Below are 17,661 nucleotides of genomic sequence, written 5' to 3'. Positions count from 1 at the left end.
TAAAAGCGTAAATTGCAGTTTGAATTCTCTGCAATTTACGCTTTTATATTTTTCATAACACTAGTTGTGAGCCTACTGTTATTTAACTACAAACCTAGAATTATCTAAATCACTTCTAAATTTCTTTTGATCTGCTTTAGAACGTTTTTTAAAATCATTCAAGAATTTTTCATATTCAGGTAATACGTCGTCTAATTCACCGAACTTTTTAAGTTTACCTGCTTCAATCCAAGCAATCTTAGTGCAAAAATCACGGACTTGTTTCATATTATGGCTTACGAAGAAGATAGTTTTTCCTTGTTTTTTATATTCAAATATTTTATCTAAACATTTTTGGGCGAACGTTTGATCACCAACCGATAAAGCTTCATCGATGACTAGAATATCTGGGTTAGTAGTGATATTTATAGAAAAGCCTAATTTTGCACGCATCCCGCTAGAATATTTTTTGACGGGTTGATAAATAAATTCTCCAAGTTCACTGAATTCAATGATTTCAGGGGTTAAATCTTTGATTTCTTTCCTAGTAAAGCCCATGCATAACATTTTGAATTCGATGTTTTCAACACCTGAAAGTTGGCCATTTAATCCTGCACTAATAGCGATTACACTTACATCGCCTTCACGGTTGATACCGCCACTCGTTGGTGATAATGATCCACCAATCATATTACTCAGTGTAGATTTTCCGGAACCGTTGATACCAACAAGACCTATGACATCACCTTCGTATGCTTTTAAGGACAAGTCATTTAGGGCATAAAAAGTCTTATTCTCGTGAAAAGGAAGAAGGACATCCTTTAAGCGTTCTTTGTTATTACGATAAATTCGATATTCTTTAGTCACATTTTTAATGTCAACCGATACATTCATAATTTTACCTTCCTTATTTACAGTTACTCTTATTGTATTATATATTATATTAGTTGTTAAATTTATAAACCTATTGTAAAGTAAGTGAGTACAATTTAACGAAGTGAAGTTTTATACAGTTGTTAAATTTTACTGAACTTACGTTATAAAATCAACTATAAAGATAAATTAATGAAAAATATAAAGTTACGATAGCTTATATCTCATTTTTCATTAACGTTGTTTCATCACTTAGTATACAAAAATATATCATTTATAGCACTTTTTAGCTATTCTGATTTCCGATAGTAAATGAAAGTTGTTAAGATAGACAATAAAGCGTATATTAAATTTAAGTGTAACATCGTAAATGGAATGTGATAAGGTAAATCGATTGAAAGTGAGGTTTATTAAAATGAATGCAGTATGGGTAGTTTTTAGAGAGCATTTTAAAAATTTCTATCTTATTCAGAGATTGGCTCAGTTCCAAATGAAAATCACTAATACAAACAACTATTTAGGCACGGCTTGGGAATTAATTAATCCAGCAATGCAAATTATGGTTTATTGGTTCGTGTTTGGTTTAGGAATTAGAGATAACGGCCCAGTAGATGGTGTACCATTTATTTATTGGTTGCTCGTAGGTATTAGCATGTGGTTCTTTGTTAACCAAGGTATATTAGAAGGTACAAAATCAATAGCGACTAAATATAATCAAGTGGCAAAAATGAATTTCCCACTATCGATTATCCCATCGTATATTGTAATGAGTAGATTCTATGGACATCTTGCGTTACTTGTTGTAGTTATTTTACTTTGTATGTTAGCAGGTTACTATCCTACGATTTATACGTTGCAGCTGTTTTTATATGTGCCATTCGCACTAATTCTTACAACAGCAATTGCATTATTTACTTCAACGCTTGGTGTACTCGTGAAAGATACACAACAAGCGATTCAAGCTTTAATGAGAATGGTGTTCTTTGCATCTTCTATTTTGATTGTGCCACCAGAAGGTATTGTGAAAGATGTAATGAAATTAAATCCTATATATTATCTTGCAGAAGCATATCGTTCTGCAGTGCTACATAAAGAATGGTACTTTATCACGCATTGGGAACTAACGCTTTATAATATGTTTATTATTATCTTCTTATTTGTAATAGGTTCTATTATGCATATGCGTTACAGAGATCAATTCGCAGACTTTATGTAAGTCGAAATTTAAAATACTAACTCATATTATTTGAGCTGACATGAATCCTTTAATGACTGAAATAGTTGTTAAAGGATTTTTCTATAATTTTTAGTGCAAGACAGATATAATGTAAACAATAAGAGTCGAAATTTAAATTGGCGGTGGAATTTGTGAGACAGATAATCAAAAAGCTTTATATGTTTATCATTAGCTTATTAAATTTAATTTATAGTAAAAAAAAGCTGAAGAATAATCATATCGTGGTCATGATGACATTTGCAGAAGATGTATTGCCCATTGTAGAAGCGTTAAATAGAAAATTATATAAAATTACAGTAATAGGTAACGAAGAAAATAGAAAATATATACAACAATTTGAAAATGTGACATTTCTACCTGCAGGTAATAAAAAAGTATTTCAACATATTAAAGCATTAAGCACTGCCAAGGTGATAATAATTGATACGTATTATTTAATGTTTGGTGGTTTCAAGAAAAAGACGAATCAGACAGTGATTCAAACGTGGCACGCTGCTGGTGCACTTAAAAACTTTGGGCTCCAAGATCACCAAGTGGACTTATCGAATAAACCAATGGTCCATCAGTATCAAAAGGTTTACCGAGCAACAGATAAATATTTAGTTGGTGGAGAACCTATGGTCACTTGTTTTAAAGATGCATTTGAAGCCGCCGACGAACAGTTTTTAAAAACAGGCCTGCCAAGATTAGTACCTTATACATTATTAAATGTTGAAAAAAGACAGAAAGAGCTTAAGAAACAATATGGTATAGAAGGAAAAGTAGCAGTATATGTGCCGACATATAGAGAACATAAGCAATCTAACCGTAATATTGATAAAGTGAATTTTGAAACTGCACTGCCGAACTATACTTTATTGAGTAAATTACATCCCTCTATAGCAAACGATAATCAAACAACGATTAACTTGCAATCTCTGATGATTATGGCAGATGTGATTATAAGTGATTATAGCTCATTGGCAATTGAAGCAAGTATTTTAGATAAACCCACATTATTTTATGTATACGATGAGAAGCAATATGAAAAGGAACGCGGTTTGAATTCATTTTATTATGACATACCCGCCCAATATAAAGTTTATAGTGAAGATGAGTTAGTGCGTAAACTACAAGAAAATAGTATAGTATGGTCTCCACTATTTGAAACTTGGCATGAGTACAATGCTAAAGATAGTTTAACGCAAGTCATTCACTATATAGAGGAAATGGTGAAACTATGAAAATATCAATAATAATTCCTGTATATAATGCAGCAAGTACAATTCGTAGAGCGATTGCATCGGTAGATACGAAACAAAATTATGAAATTATCTGTATCAATGATGGCTCTACTGATGAGAGTAGAACAGTTCTAGAGCAATTACAAAAAGAGTACCCAAATATTACGCTAATTAACCAGGAGAACAAAGGTGCAGCTGCAAGTAGAAATAAAGGACTTGCGCATATGACTGGTGACGTATTTATGTTTTTAGATGCTGATGATGAATTTTTAACGAGTAGAATTGATTTTATGGCAGATTTTTATCAAAAAGCGGAAGATGTGGATATCGTTTTAGGTCAAATAGCTAAAGGTAAACATGGTGAGTGGCAACCAATATATACGCATCAAGAGATTCAAAAGCTAGAGAAGGTAGAGTTAGCGCAATGCCCTGATATCATGCAGTCAATTGGTCCAGGTGGGAAAATGTTTAGTGCACAGTTTGCTGATTTAAGATTTGATGAAGACGTTGTTTTTTGTGAAGAACATTGTTTTATTATAACAGCATATAAAAAGGCGAAAAAAATTCAATTATTACCTAATATTGTATATGGATACAATGAAATAGAAGGATCTGTTACAAATCAACGTGCAGAACAGTTTGAATCTTACATGTTAGATGCTTTAAAAGTGAGAACACGTGTAATGGACTTGTTGTCATCTAAAGATGAAAGAACGTATTATAGCTATCGAATGGATGAATTAATAGTAAGTTATTTACTACAAGCGTATATCGAAAAGAATAATGTGATTACTAAAAAATTATTAGATAGTGTAACAACATATATCAACGCAATGCAAAAAACAGATTACTCTGGTAAGGCTATGTTTAGAATAATTAAAGTAGTTGAGCAAGGGAGTAAAAAATGGAATAAAGCACTTTATCAACAATGGAGAGAAACACTATTAAGTGTTGGAATCGGTAGACCTAATTATTATCGTTTTAAAGTAGAAGTGCTGCCAAAGCGTGCAAAATCAAGAGGAAAGATGAAATTAAAATATTATTTAAAACGCTAAAAAATGACAGAATTCGTAAACTTTTGAGCAATATGCTATAATTTTTAAAAATGTAAATTTTAAGTTAATATTCTGTAAAGGGAGATATACTTATGAAACGTGTGATTACTTATGGTACGTATGATTTATTACATTACGGACATATAGAATTATTGAGAAGAGCGAGAGAAATGGGCGATTATTTAGTTGTAGCATTATCAACGGATGAGTTTAATAGTGTGAAAAATAAAAAATCATATTACAATTACGAACAACGTAAAATGATGTTAGAATCAATTCGTTACGTTGATTTAGTTATTCCAGAAGGCGGTTGGGGTCAAAAAGAAATCGATGTTGACCGTTTTGAAATAGATACATTTGTTATGGGCCACGATTGGGAAGGTGAATTTGATTTCTTGAAAGAGAAATGTGAAGTCATTTACTTAAATCGTACAGAAGGTATCTCAACAACTAAAATTAAAAAAGAGCTTTATGGTGACGCAGAAAAATAAAGTGAGTTTGATATAGAATTTTTGTCGAAGGCATCACTTTTTAAAACTGAATATTAAAGTTAACTAACCCAAGTCATCTCGTTTTTGTGTTTACACAAAATTGAGATGAACTGACCCCCAATTGTGGGAATAAAATAAAAACACTTTCGTTGAATTCATACTAAAATGAATTTATACGGAGGTGTTTTTCTATGAAAAGAGTTACTTATTCACTAGAAACCAAAAATAAAGCTATTGAAATGAAAATTGAGGGATATAGTGCAAAAGAAATTATGAATACATTAAACATTAGAAATAGATCACAAGTGAAAACTTGGTGGAAATGGTACCAAAATGGTGAACATTATAGATTTCATCAACAAGTTGGAAAACAATATTCCTACGGAAAGGGATTAGAAGAACTTTCAGAAATTGAACAATTAAAATTGGAGAATAAAAGAAAAAACGCAGAATTAGAAATTTTAAAAAAGTACAAGGAATTGGAAAGGGAGTGTCGCCCAAAATAATAATACAAGTGGTTGAAGCATTAGAATCAAAATATACAGTTAAAATGATATTAGAGGTATTTAACATACCCAAATCTACCTATTATCGCTGGAAATGTAAAAAACATGAAACAAATTCGGAATTAGAAGCAATTAAATCGATTTGTCATAAGCACAAATATACCTATGGTTATAGAAAAGTGACTGCTGAATTAAATAAATTTAGTAAGGAAAAAATTAATCACAAGAAAGTGCAAAGGCTTATGCAAGAAAACGAATTGAATTGTAGGGTTAAACCTAAAAAATCTAAAAAACCAGGTAATCCATTCTATAAAACAGGCAATTTGTTACAGAGGAATTTTAATGCAAATCGTCCATTAGAAGTACTTGTAACAGATATTACTTATTTACCTTTCGGTAATACAATGTTGTATCTATCGTCAATTATGGATGTCTATAACGGGGAAATAGTTGCTTATACTATAGATAATCACCAGAATCAAAATTTAGTGAACGAGACTTTGAACCAATTAGAAATTCCAGATAGTTGTATACTTCATAGCGATCAAGGAAGTGTTTACACATCGTATGAATATTATAAATTATGCGAAGAAAAAAGCATTACCAGAAGCATGTCCCGTAAGGGAACGCCAGCTGATAATGCCCCAATTGAATGTTTCCATTCCTCGCTAAAGTGTGAAACATTCTACTTAAATAAAGAGCTCAAGAGCTCTAATAACATTGTAATAGATATTGTCGAAAATTACATTGAAAACTATAATAAAGTAAGAATTCAACAAAAACTAGGCTACTTATCTCCTATAGAGTTCAGGAAATTAGCATCCTAGAAAATAGTGTTTTTATTAAGTTCCCATTTTAAGGGTTCAGTGCCGAGATGACTTGGGTTTTTATATTGAAAAAACCACTTCCATATAAATTCATTTTAAATCGAATTTAATGAAAGTGGTTTTAAGTTAAATGTATTGAATAGGAGCAGTGCTATTCAACGAGCAAGACTAATTATTTACGTTTTGATTTTTTTCTAAATTTATCTAAAATGAGATAAACAATAATTGCAAGTGCAGTAATGATTAAGACCGTACCCAGCAATGTTAGTATTGGATGGTCATCCCATGATGATTGGACAACTGTAGTTGTTTTATGAACGAGTGGTTTTTTCACACTTACTGTTGGTGGACCATATTTATCAGAAATAAATTCTCGATCATAATCAACATGTATTTTGCCATCTTCCACCACGAGTTTGTAATCATTTTTATCAAACTCTTTTGGTAACACATCATAAAGATCTTTTTCTACATAATACGTATCGCCATTAATTTCTTGTTCACCTTTAGATAATATCTTTTCACGTTTATATTGATCAAAGGACATATTCATTAAGGCGTTCCCAATCTTATTACGTTCTTTCTCTCCACCGAGCGACTTATAATCGCCGGCTCCCATGATAGCTTGATTAATTCTAAAACCATCACGTTCGGTTGTAATGGTGTGGTTGTAATCTGCGATGTCGCTTGAACCAGTTTTCAAACCGTCAGTACCTTCTAAACTCATATCAGCACCTTCAAGTGAATGGTTGAAGGTGTAATAAGTAACGCCGTGTTGTGTAGGTGCAAGCTGTTTTGTAAAGTGTAGGATTTTTGGTGTGTCTTGAACTGCACGTTGTGATAAAATAGCAAAATCTTTCGCTGTTGATGTAGAACTCTGTTGATCTTTATATTTCTCTGGCGTAAAATCCTTTAACAGAGTGTTTTCTGCGCCTGTTGGGTTAACGAAATGAGTGTTTTTCATGCCTAGAGATTTTGCTTTTTCATTCATTGCGTCTGTAAAATCTGAAACATTACCAGAAACTTCTTTTGCTAAAATAAGTGCAGCAGCATTACTAGAGTTTGAGACTGTTATTTGAAGTAATTCTTTGATAGTGTATGTCTCACCTGGATATAGTTTCGTGTTGCTAATTTTTGGTAAAGTGGACATTCGATAATGATCTTCTGTAATTTTTACAGTATCATCTAAAGATAACTTTCCTTTATTGACTGCATCAAGTGTGAGGTACATTGTCATCAGCTTGGTCATTGAAGCAGGGTACCAATCTTTATCCATCTGATACTGATAAAGAATTTGACCTGTTTGTGCAACATTAACTGCACCTTCTGGTTGGTAGTCTTCGGAAACACTTTGACCATATTGGTTTGCCGCTTGAGTAGGTGTTACTGTTTCTGCATCGGCAAAAGGTGTTATAATTGTACCAACGAAGAGTACAGTTATGATTGTCAGAATTAACTTTCTCATAATTACATTCCCTCTTAATATATTCAGTTTTAGTGCAATAGAAATATCTTAGCACATTTAGGTCAATAATAAAATGTTATAACAATGGTTTTTAGCCTTGTTGTGCTATAGATAAATGATTGTATGAAACCTTGTTGTGTGGAGTTGTATGCGTAACATCTGTATTACTATTATGGTGAACTGCTCATTTTCATTAAATAGTAACTGAATTTCAAAATAATTTTAGAAGAGGTAATAAACATGAAGCAAGAGAATCCATTGTTCTACTTATTTAAAAAATTATCTTGGCCAGTGGGGCTGATTGTGATTGCTGTAACAATTTCTTCATTAGGTAGTATCACAGGACTAGCCGTACCTTTTTTCACTGGTAAACTTGTTGATGAATTTTCTTTTGAAGATATTAACTGGATGTTCATTGCCGCATTTATAGCTATATTTATCATAAATGCCTTACTGAGCGGTTTAGGCTTATATTTATTAAGTAAGATTGGTGAAAAGATTATTTATGCTATTCGCTCAGTCCTATGGCGACATATTATTCATTTGAAAATGCCATTCTTTGATCAAAACGAAAGCGGTCAATTAATGAGTCGTTTAACAGATGATACAAAAGTAATAAATGAATTTATCTCGCGTAAATTGCCCAATTTATTACCTTCCTTATTAACAATTATAGGTTCGTTAATTATGCTTTTTATAATGGATTGGAAAATGACATTATTAACTTTTATCACAATCCCATTATTTATTCTTATCATGATACCTTTAGGTAAGATTATGCAAAATATATCTAAAAAAACGCAATCAGAAATTGCTAACTTTAGTGGTTTGCTTGGCCGCGTATTAACAGAAATGCGCTTAGTTAAAATATCAAGTACTGAAAAGCTTGAATTGGATAATGCGCATAAAAATTTGAAAGAAATTTATTTTTTAGGTTTAAAACAAGCAAAAATTACAGCTATCATACAACCTATAACTGGAATGATCATGTTACTTACGATAGCTATTATTTTAGGTTTTGGTGCGATTAGAATTTCTACTGGTGCGATTACGGCTGGAACATTAATTGCAATGATTTTCTATGTTATTCAACTTTCTGCGCCACTCGTTAATTTATCTACTTTAGTGACGGATTATAAAAGAGCAGTAGGTGCTAGTAGCCGTATTTATGAAATTATGGAAGAACCTACCGAACCACTGGAGTCAAATCAAGGAAGCGAAATCATTGATGGTAGCCTAACATTTACAAATGTTGATTTTAAATATGGCGTTAAACCGATACTTTCAAATGTCTCTTTTGATATACCATCAAGCAAAGTAACAGCATTCGTTGGGCCATCGGGGTCAGGTAAAAGTACAATCTTTAATATTATAGAACGTATGTATGAAATTGAAGAGGGTCACATTACATATGGTGGTAAATCTATTTACGATATCTCGCTAGGAGATTGGCGTGAGAAAATTGGTTACGTTATGCAATCTAACGCATTAATGAACGGTACGATTAAAGATAATATTTTGTACGGTATCAACCGTGAAGTGACAGAGGATGAGCTAATCCATTATGCACAGTTAGCCAATTGTCATGAGTTTATCGAACAATTTGATGATGGCTACGATACGATAGTGGGCGAACGTGGTTTGAAATTATCTGGTGGACAGCGTCAACGTATAGATATTGCACGAAGCTTTGTTAAAAATCCAGATATTTTATTACTAGATGAAGCTACTGCCAATTTAGATAGTGAAAGTGAACGTAAAATTCAGGATGCATTAGAAGAACTAATGGAAAATCGTACGACAGTTGTTATTGCACATAGACTTTCTACTATTAAAAAAGCAGAACAAATTATCTTTATTGATGGTGGAGAGGTTACAGGTAAAGGAAGCCATCAAGAATTAATGGAAAATCACGAAAAATATCAACAATTTGTACGCACGCAAAATTTATCAAAATAGTAAAAAGCGAAAAACACGTTTGAAAACCATATTGATGTATTCGCTTTCATGAGAAAAAGCGGACATTTCCCGTTTAAAATCATGTTTTTCACTATGATAATCGAACTATAAAATTGTTATTTTATATAAAGTCCATACATGCTATAATTATTGTGCATTATTAAGAAACGATGACTTGAAAAGTATATAACTAAATTTATAAATAACTGAATTAACTAAACAGGGATAAGTAATATAAAAGTAAACACATTAAGGATTGTTATAAATGTGCCATTATCTGCTTTGACAATCGTTTAATGTGTTTGCTTTAGTTATTCCGATACATAGCAACAAGTTACTTTTAGAAGTTCATTGTTATCATCGATTTAAAAAGGAATGGTGGGTGTATTATGTTTTTAGTGATTAACATAATTGGATTATTTGTTTTCTTAGGACTTGCTGTACTATTTTCTAGAAACAAAAAAAATATCCAATGGAAATCGATTGGGATATTAGTCGTTTTAAATTTATTCTTATCTTGGTTCTTTATGTCTTTTACTTGGGGAAAAACAGCTGTACAAGGTTTAGCAAATGGAATTTCTTGGGTAATTGATTCTGCCCATGCAGGGACTGGCTTCGCTTTTGCGAGTTGGGTAGAACCCGGCGCGATGGATATGGCAGTAAGTGCGTTATTTCCTATATTATTAGTTGTTCCATTATTTGATATTTTGATGTATTTCAATATATTACCAAAATTAATTGGTGCAATTGGCTGGGTATTAGCTAAAATTACGCGCCAACCTAAATTCGAATCATTCTTTGGGATAGAAATGATGTTTTTAGGTAATACTGAAGCACTTGCAGTATCAAATGAACAATTGAAACGAATGAAAGAAACGCGTGTACTAACAGTCGCAATGATGTCGATGAGTTCGGTATCTGGTGCGATAGTAGGTGCATATGTGTCTATGGTGCCGGGAGATTTAGTATTGACGGCAATTCCATTAAATATCATTAATGCGATTATTGTGTCTTCAATTTTAAATCCTGTATCTGTAGAGGAAAAAGAAGATATTATTTATAGTATTCGCAATGATGAAATAGAGCGTCAACCATTCTTCTCATTCTTAGGAGATTCAGTTTTAAATGCAGGTAAATTAATTTTAATTATTGTTGCATTCGTTATCAGTTTTGTAGCACTTTCTGATTTGATTGATCGCTTTATCAACTTGCTAACAGGTATTATAGGTGGTTGGGCAGGTCTTAAAGGAAGCTTTGGCTTAGATCAAATATTAGGTGCATTCATGTATCCATTCGCATTACTGCTTGGTTTACCGTGGGATGAAGCATGGATTGTAGCACAACAAATGGCGAAGAAAATTGTAACGAATGAGTTTGTAGTAATGGGGCAAATTAAAGATGTAATAGATTCTTATTCTCCTCATAGACGAGCTGTTATTACGACGTTCTTGATATCATTCGCGAACTTCTCAACAATCGGTATGATCATAGGTACATTAAAAGGTATTGTTGATAAAAAAACATCAGACTTCGTATCTCAATACGTGCCAATGTTATTACTTGCAGGTATTTTAGTGTCATTAATGACTGCAGGGTTTGTAGGATTGTTTGCTTGGTAAGAAGTTGTAGATAAAATATAGTTTCAGAATGCCAACAAAGTCGGAGACTTTGTTGGCATTTTTTTATGCACGCTTTTACAACAAGTGGTTTATCAATGATCTAAAATTTTAGTCAATAAAACTTTGTGGGTAGTTTTTACGTTTTTGAAAATACTTCATAGTTTAACATTTCACATAAAAATAAAGCCAAGTAAATGAAGTGAGGAGACACATTCATCATTACTTGGCTTTTACGGGAAATGAATTAATTATATACTAATAGTAAGGACTAGGTACCATTAATATACTCGAGCAAAAATTGTTTTGTTTGTTACTATAAACAACACAAAGGAGATGGCTTCTTATTGGCTATCAATAAGAAGATAGATTTTATTATAGCAAAGGAATGCGCTAAAGTAAACCGAAAATTCAGAATTTTTAAAAATTGAAAAACTTAATTTTATAATTGCTTTTTGAATATAATTTTCATGTGTTTTTATGCTGGTGGATGTTGTGGTATTGGTCATTTTTTGCTAACATTCAATTGATTGAAGCAAATACAAGGGGGTCGTGTAGGTGAATAAAACAGTACGTGATTTAATATTAGTCCTATTTGGATCATTTGCATTCTCGGCAGGGGTAAATACATTTATTATATCTGCTGATTTAGGTGAAGGAGGAGTGACTGGTTTAGCAATCGTACTATACTATGCCTTTCATATTTCTCCTAGTATTACCAATTTTGTATTTAATGCTGTGCTTATTGCAATTGGTTATAAATTTTTAAGTAAAAGAAGTATGTATTTAACGATTGTGGCTACAATATTAATATCGATATTTTTAGAATTAACAGCAAGTTGGCAAATTGAAACTGGAAATATATTAGTTAATGCGGTATTTGGTGGTCTATGCGTTGGTTTGGGTATCGGTGTTATTGTACTTGCTGGTGGTACAACAGCTGGAACAACGATTTTAGCAAGAATTGCTAATAAATATTTGGATATAAGTACACCATATGCATTGCTATTCTTTGATTTAATTGTAGTAGCAATTTCACTAACAGTAATTCCAATTTCTAGCGCGCTAGTAACAGTTATTTCATTATATATTGGTACGAAAGTAATGGAATATGTAATAGAAGGTCTAAATACGAAGAAAGCAATGACAATTATTTCAAGCAATCCTGACGAAATAGCAAAAGTCATTGATGAACAAGTTGGGCGTGGACTGACTATTTTAAATGGTAGAGGTTATTTCACTAAACAAGATAAAGATATACTTTATGTTGTAATTACTAAAACACAAGTTACCAAGGCGAAGCGTTTGATAAGAAATATAGATGAGGAAGCCTTTTTAGTTATTCATGATGTGCGTGATGTTTATGGTAATGGTTTCTTGATTGATGAACATTAACTTATTTTAAAATATAAGTGCTTGAAATATAAATAAAGATTTTTTTACTGCCATGAAGTCTCCTGACCTCATGGCAGTTTTTTAAGTACCCCTTTTGCGGTCACAGCTTAAACCTGTAATTTATGGGTTTTGTTAGATTATCTAGATAGCTGTCTAGTGGATATTGAAGTTATTATATTAATGGTGAAACAACTAGTTATTTTTACCGTAATTTAACATTATATAAGATTATAAAAGGGATATTGTCTCTTTTTAATGTATATTAAATTAATCAAAAAGAGCGTTAAAAAGGATGAGATTTAATAGTCATAATATATAAAAAATGATATAATACCATCTGTGATAATGATTATCATTTATTAAATTGAATTAATGATATTTACGATGAATTGAGACAAATTAAATGTAAAAACATATATAGTGCATTATGCTTATTTATATAGGAAGAAGGGAATTTATGAGTCGCTTAGAAGGAGAACAAGTTACTATCGGTTATGGGGAAAATGTAATTGTTGAAAACTTAGATGTCCATATACCTGACGGTAAAATCACATCAATTATAGGGCCGAATGGTTGTGGGAAATCGACATTATTGAAAGCATTATCGAGATTATTACCTATTAAAAGTGGCGAAATTAAGTTAGATGGTGGGAACTTACACGCACAAGCAACCAAAGATATTGCCAAAAAAATTGCGATTTTACCACAATCTCCTGAAGTTGCGGATGGTCTTACAGTGGGAGAATTAGTATCCTATGGACGTTTCCCTCATCAAAAAGGATTTGGACGTCTTTCAGCAGAAGATAAAAAAGAAATCGATTGGGCGTTATCAGTTACAGGCACATATGAATTCAGACTACGTCCTATTAATGATTTAAGTGGAGGCCAGCGTCAAAGAGTATGGATAGCTATGGCATTGGCACAACGCACAGATATAATCTTTTTAGACGAACCCACGACGTTTTTAGATATTTCACATCAATTAGAAATTTTAGAGTTAATTACACAATTAAATAAAGAACAAGGTTGTACTATTGTTATGGTCTTACATGATATTAACCAAGCGGTGAGATTTTCAGATCATTTAATCACTATGAAAAATGGAGATATTATTGCTAATGGTGAGACTGAAGACGTATTAACTAAAGAAATTTTAGAAAAAGTATTCAATATAGATGTTGAAATTAGCACAGACCCAAGAACAGGGAAACCTATGCTAGTGACGTACGATTTATGTAGAAAAAGTTATTCGGAAGTTTAGAGGCTAATTATGACCACAAAGAAAAAGGGTAAGTTGAATTTTACAACTACATTTATAATAGTGTTTATATTACTAGTAGTTGCTTTAATTGTGTCGATTTTATATGGAGATGCAAAAATCCATATATCTACTATATTCGAGGCAATCTTCAATTATAATCCTAAAAACCAACAGCATAATATTATAAGTGAAATACGTATTCCAAGAGATCTCGGAGCAATCTTAGTAGGGGTTGCCTTAGCAACTTCAGGCGCTGTAATTCAAGGTGTTACTAAAAATGGTTTAGCAGATCCAAGTTTAATTGGTCTAAATGCTGGTGCCTCATTTATGTTGGCGCTTACCTTCGCATTTTATCCATCTGCACCATTCATCATATTGATGTTAGCAGGCTTTATTGGTGCACTCATAGGTGGCTTTTTCGTTTTAATGATAGGAAGATCAAGAAGCGATGGCTTTAACCCGATGAGAATTATATTAGCCGGAGCAGCAGTTAGTGCGTTACTAACAGCCTTAAGTCAAGGCGTAGCGCTATTATTTAGATTGAACCAAAGTTTGACGTTTTGGAGTGCTGGCGGCGTATCTGGAACAACATGGAATCAGTTGATGTGGGCAGCGCCTTTTATTTTGGTGGCGCTTATCATTATGGTTAGTATGAGTAAACAGTTAACGATTTTAAATTTAGGTGAAACATTGGCTAGAGGCTTAGGACAGAATGTGGCGTTTACACGTGCTATCACTTTAATTTTATCTATGGTGATGGCTGGTGTAGCTGTTGCTATGGTAGGCCAAATTGCATTTGTTGGCTTGATGGTGCCACATATTGTGAGATATATAGTCGGTACAGACTACGCCCGTGTTATTCCACTCACAGCATTGGTTGGTGGCTTGTTGATGCTTGTGGCTGATACGGTTGCACGTATGTTAGGTGAAGCACCAGTTGGAGCTATTATTTCCTTTATAGGTGTACCTTACTTCTTGTATTTAGTTAAAAGAGGAGGTCGCTTCTCATGATAGATCCAAAACTGAGACATAAACAATGGTTAACAATGGTGATTCTGATTATACTTGTACTGCTAGCTTGTGCGTGGAGTATGACTTCAGGTGAGTATAAAATGTCGATAGGTACATTTTTCAAGACTTTAGTTGGTCAAGGCGCATATACCGATACATTGATATTAATGGAATTTAGAATGCCACGGATGATTATTACGATTTTAGCTGGTGCAGCATTAGCTATGAGTGGTGCGATTATCCAAAGTGTTACCAAGAACCCATTAGCTGAGCCAGGTATATTAGGAATTAATGCAGGTAGTGGTTTCGCCATAGCGCTATTTATGGTTATAGGAAATGTAGATGCTGGAAATTTTGTCTACGTACTACCAATCGTAAGCATGATTGGTGGCATCTTAACAGCATTTATCATCTTCTCATTTAGTTATAATAAAGGCGAAGGAATTACACCTGCAAGTATGGTACTTGTTGGGGTAGGTATGGCTACTGCGTTAAGTGGTGGTTCAATGACTTTAATGTCCACATTTGATGAAGCTCAGTCAGAGTTTATTGCATCTTGGCTTGCTGGTAATATATGGGGAGATGAATGGGCATTTGTCATTGCATTTATACCATGGGTTCTCATATTGATTCCATTTTTATTATTTAAGTCTAATGTTTTAAATTTATTAAATACACATCAACATATAGCTCAAGGTGTAGGTGTAAAAATTGGCAGAGAACGCATCGTATTATTGCTTGTTGCAGTTATATTATCTTCTACTGCTGTTTCGGTAGCTGGTTCAATTGGCTTTATTGGCTTATTAGGACCACATATTGCTAAATCGATTGTTGGTCCAAGACACCAACTCTTTCTACCTATTTCAATATTAATAGGTGCATTTTTACTTGTGTTAGCAGATACGTTAGGACAAGTGATATTACAACCTTCAGGTATCCCAGCTGGGATCGTGGTCGCAATCATTGGTGCACCTTATTTCTTATATTTAATGTATAAAACCAAATCAGTATAAATTAAATGAAAAAGGAGCTTGGGCATAATTATATGTCTCAAGCTTTTTTATTTAAATATTTTTGATAATAATTTCAAAAGAAATCATTATCAATTTTCATATGTTAGCGTTTGCATTCGTGTGTAGGGTATACTATAAATGAACATTCAAATTAGGAGGTCATCTCTATGAAAAAACTAATTAAAGATAAAACACAATTTTTAACAGATATGTTGGACGGACTTTCGTTAACGAATAATGAAATTGAAGTCATTGCAGATACTGTTGTTGTAAGAAAAGATAAGAAAAAGCAAGGCGTTGCTCTAGTTTCTGGTGGTGGAAGTGGTCACGAACCTGCACATGCTGGCTATGTAGCAGAAGGTATGCTCGACGCCGCTGTTTGTGGTGAAGTATTCACATCACCTACACCTGATAAAATTCTAAGTGCAATTAAAGCAGTTGATAATGGAGACGGTGTTTTACTTATAGTGAAGAACTATGCTGGTGATGTTATGAATTTTGAAATGGCACAAGAAATGGCAGAGATGGAAGACATACAAGTGGCAACAGTCATTGTTAAGGACGATATTGCAGTAAGCGATGATGATAAAAGAAGAGGCGTTGCTGGTACAGTATTAGCACATAAATATGCAGGTTATTTAGCAGACCAAGGTGAGTCATTAACTAACATTAAAGAAAAAGTAGACCAATTTTTACCAAGTGTTAAGACGTTGGGAATGGCTTTAACTGCGCCAATGGTACCGACAACTGGGCAATATGGATTTGATATTGAAAGTGATGAAATGGAAATCGGTGTAGGTATCCATGGAGAAAAAGGATTATCTAGAGAAAAAGTAGAAACTGTAGATCAAATTGTCGAACGATTAATTAAAGCTTTAATGGAAGAAGTAAGCTCAGAAAAACTTATCGTTATGGTGAATGGTATGGGTGCTACACCATTATCGGAACTTAATATAGCAGCAAAATATGTAGCAGAAAATTTCCAAGAGAAGCACATTGATGTTGTACATTGGTTTGTGGGAGATTATATGACTGCATTAGATATGCAGGGCTTATCCTTAACATTAGTCCCATATACTGAAGAAGTGTTAACAGCATTAACTCAGTCTACAGCAAGTCCTTACTTTAATTAATAGTTGATTAGTCATAGATACGATAAGGAGTTGAACGCAAATGAATGTAAGTGAATTAAAGGAAAGATTACTTAATTTAGTAGAAGTGTTTGAAGAAAAAGAAACATTATTAACAGAATTAGATCGAGCAATAGGCGATGGCGACCATGGTGTGAACATGGTTAGAGGATTTAAAGCATTACCAGAGAAAATAGATGATAGTTCCATGCAAAATTTATTGAAGTCTACAGGTATGACTTTGATGTCTAATATTGGTGGCGCTTCAGGTCCATTGTATGGTTTTAGTTTTGTGAAAATGTCTCAAGTTGTTGGTGATGAGTTAGACGCCACAAACTTAAAAGAAGTATTGAATTCTTTTTCTGAAGCGATTAAACAAAGAGGTAAAGTTGAATTAAATGAAAAAACGATGTATGACGTTATAGAACGTGCAAATGAAGCGGTACAACAAGGCGAAACTTTAAATGCAGATGTACTACAAACATACGCAGACGAAACAAAAGATATCGTTGCTACAAAAGGAAGAGCATCGTATTTTAAAGAAGAATCAAAAGGTCACATTGACCCAGGTGCACAGAGTAGTGTTTATATATTAAACGCATTGATTGGAGATGAATAAT

At 33.0% G+C, this 17,661-nt stretch carries 15 protein-coding genes; 13 read left to right on the top strand and 2 right to left on the bottom strand.

The window, feature by feature from the left end; translation table 11 throughout:
- Window positions 1-78: 78 nt before the first annotated feature.
- Window positions 79-873: a teichoic acids export ABC transporter ATP-binding subunit TagH gene (gene tagH, locus SOJ_RS12075; RefSeq protein ID WP_002508392.1), complete on the bottom strand. Its 795-nt coding sequence runs from the start codon at window positions 871-873 to the stop codon at window positions 79-81.
- 394 nt (window positions 874-1,267) lie between these two features.
- Between tagH and SOJ_RS12070 the strand changes: the two genes are divergently transcribed.
- From SOJ_RS12070 to SOJ_RS12045, 5 genes are all read left to right on the top strand, one after another.
- Entirely contained in the window at window positions 1,268-2,068 is an 801-nt protein-coding gene (locus tag SOJ_RS12070) for an ABC transporter permease (RefSeq protein ID WP_002508391.1), read from the top strand.
- 152 nt (window positions 2,069-2,220) lie between these two features.
- Window positions 2,221-3,312 (top strand): teichoic acid glycerol-phosphate primase TarB, encoded by a 1,092-nt coding sequence (tarB, locus tag SOJ_RS12065; RefSeq protein WP_037539608.1) that lies wholly within the window; start codon window positions 2,221-2,223, stop codon window positions 3,310-3,312.
- Window positions 3,309-4,367, top strand: coding sequence for a glycosyltransferase family 2 protein (locus SOJ_RS12060; protein WP_002508389.1), 1,059 nt, complete (start codon window positions 3,309-3,311; stop codon window positions 4,365-4,367). The genes tarB and SOJ_RS12060 overlap by 4 nt, the downstream gene beginning before the upstream one ends.
- Before the next feature lie 92 nt (window positions 4,368-4,459).
- Window positions 4,460-4,858 carry a glycerol-3-phosphate cytidylyltransferase gene (gene tagD, locus SOJ_RS12055; RefSeq protein ID WP_002508388.1) on the top strand — a complete coding sequence of 133 codons (399 nt, stop codon included), beginning with the start codon at window positions 4,460-4,462 and terminating at the stop codon, window positions 4,856-4,858.
- 191 nt (window positions 4,859-5,049) lie between these two features.
- A protein-coding gene (locus SOJ_RS12045; protein WP_156789159.1) for an IS3 family transposase occupies window positions 5,050-6,191 on the top strand; the annotation gives its coding sequence in 2 pieces (ribosomal slippage) (window positions 5,050-5,320 and window positions 5,320-6,191; 1,143 coding nt in all).
- Between the two features lie 172 nt (window positions 6,192-6,363).
- Here SOJ_RS12045 and pbp4 read toward each other — a convergent pair.
- Window positions 6,364-7,656, bottom strand: a complete 1,293-nt coding sequence (gene pbp4, locus SOJ_RS12040; RefSeq protein WP_002508387.1) for a penicillin-binding protein PBP4 — start codon at window positions 7,654-7,656, stop codon at window positions 6,364-6,366.
- A gap of 240 nt (window positions 7,657-7,896) precedes the next feature.
- Between pbp4 and SOJ_RS12035 the strand changes: the two genes are divergently transcribed.
- From SOJ_RS12035 to dhaL, 8 genes are all read left to right on the top strand, one after another.
- On the top strand, window positions 7,897-9,615 hold the full coding sequence (locus SOJ_RS12035; RefSeq protein WP_002508386.1) for an ABC transporter ATP-binding protein: 1,719 nt from the start codon (window positions 7,897-7,899) through the stop codon (window positions 9,613-9,615).
- A gap of 389 nt (window positions 9,616-10,004) precedes the next feature.
- Window positions 10,005-11,234, top strand: a complete 1,230-nt coding sequence (locus SOJ_RS12030) for a NupC/NupG family nucleoside CNT transporter (protein ID WP_002508385.1) — start codon at window positions 10,005-10,007, stop codon at window positions 11,232-11,234.
- Between the two features lie 555 nt (window positions 11,235-11,789).
- A complete protein-coding gene (locus SOJ_RS12025) occupies window positions 11,790-12,626 on the top strand; it encodes a YitT family protein (protein WP_002508384.1) in 837 nt (278 codons plus the stop codon).
- 457 nt (window positions 12,627-13,083) lie between these two features.
- Complete coding sequence (locus SOJ_RS12020) at window positions 13,084-13,887, top strand: ABC transporter ATP-binding protein (protein ID WP_002508383.1); 804 nt, start codon at window positions 13,084-13,086, stop codon at window positions 13,885-13,887.
- A 9-nt stretch (window positions 13,888-13,896) separates the two neighbouring features.
- A complete protein-coding gene (locus SOJ_RS12015) occupies window positions 13,897-14,898 on the top strand; it encodes a FecCD family ABC transporter permease (RefSeq protein WP_002508382.1) in 1,002 nt (333 codons plus the stop codon).
- Window positions 14,895-15,911 (top strand): FecCD family ABC transporter permease, encoded by a 1,017-nt coding sequence (locus SOJ_RS12010; RefSeq protein WP_002508381.1) that lies wholly within the window; start codon window positions 14,895-14,897, stop codon window positions 15,909-15,911. Before SOJ_RS12015 ends, SOJ_RS12010 begins: the two co-directional genes overlap by 4 nt.
- Before the next feature lie 167 nt (window positions 15,912-16,078).
- Window positions 16,079-17,044 (top strand): dihydroxyacetone kinase subunit DhaK, encoded by a 966-nt coding sequence (gene dhaK, locus SOJ_RS12005; RefSeq protein WP_002508380.1) that lies wholly within the window; start codon window positions 16,079-16,081, stop codon window positions 17,042-17,044.
- A gap of 40 nt (window positions 17,045-17,084) precedes the next feature.
- A complete protein-coding gene (dhaL, locus tag SOJ_RS12000) occupies window positions 17,085-17,660 on the top strand; it encodes a dihydroxyacetone kinase subunit DhaL (protein WP_002508379.1) in 576 nt (191 codons plus the stop codon).
- The last annotated feature ends 1 nt before the right edge of the window (window position 17,661 follow it).

Origin of the sequence: Staphylococcus sp. OJ82, from assembly GCF_000294465.1 — a bacterium.
In the GTDB taxonomy this organism is placed as follows: domain Bacteria; phylum Bacillota; class Bacilli; order Staphylococcales; family Staphylococcaceae; genus Staphylococcus; species Staphylococcus equorum.
The sequence above is the reverse complement of the archived record's forward strand: the minus strand, read 5'-3'. Positions and strand labels throughout refer to the sequence as shown.

Bases quoted from the DNA above. Each gene is read 5' to 3' on its own strand.
- dhaL (WP_002508379.1), top strand. From the start codon at position 17,085: ATGAATGTAAGTGAATTAAAGGAAAGATTACTTAATTTAGTAGAAGTG.
- SOJ_RS12030 (WP_002508385.1), top strand. From the start codon at position 10,005: ATGTTTTTAGTGATTAACATAATTGGATTATTTGTTTTCTTAGGACTT.
- SOJ_RS12035 (WP_002508386.1), top strand. From the start codon at position 7,897: ATGAAGCAAGAGAATCCATTGTTCTACTTATTTAAAAAATTATCTTGG.
- SOJ_RS12070 (WP_002508391.1), top strand. From the start codon at position 1,268: ATGAATGCAGTATGGGTAGTTTTTAGAGAGCATTTTAAAAATTTCTAT.
- pbp4 (WP_002508387.1), bottom strand. From the start codon at position 7,656: ATGAGAAAGTTAATTCTGACAATCATAACTGTACTCTTCGTTGGTACA.
- SOJ_RS12020 (WP_002508383.1), top strand. From the start codon at position 13,084: ATGAGTCGCTTAGAAGGAGAACAAGTTACTATCGGTTATGGGGAAAAT.
- SOJ_RS12015 (WP_002508382.1), top strand. From the start codon at position 13,897: ATGACCACAAAGAAAAAGGGTAAGTTGAATTTTACAACTACATTTATA.
- tagH (WP_002508392.1), bottom strand. From the start codon at position 873: ATGAATGTATCGGTTGACATTAAAAATGTGACTAAAGAATATCGAATT.
- tagD (WP_002508388.1), top strand. From the start codon at position 4,460: ATGAAACGTGTGATTACTTATGGTACGTATGATTTATTACATTACGGA.
- dhaK (WP_002508380.1), top strand. From the start codon at position 16,079: ATGAAAAAACTAATTAAAGATAAAACACAATTTTTAACAGATATGTTG.
- SOJ_RS12060 (WP_002508389.1), top strand. From the start codon at position 3,309: ATGAAAATATCAATAATAATTCCTGTATATAATGCAGCAAGTACAATT.
- SOJ_RS12010 (WP_002508381.1), top strand. From the start codon at position 14,895: ATGATAGATCCAAAACTGAGACATAAACAATGGTTAACAATGGTGATT.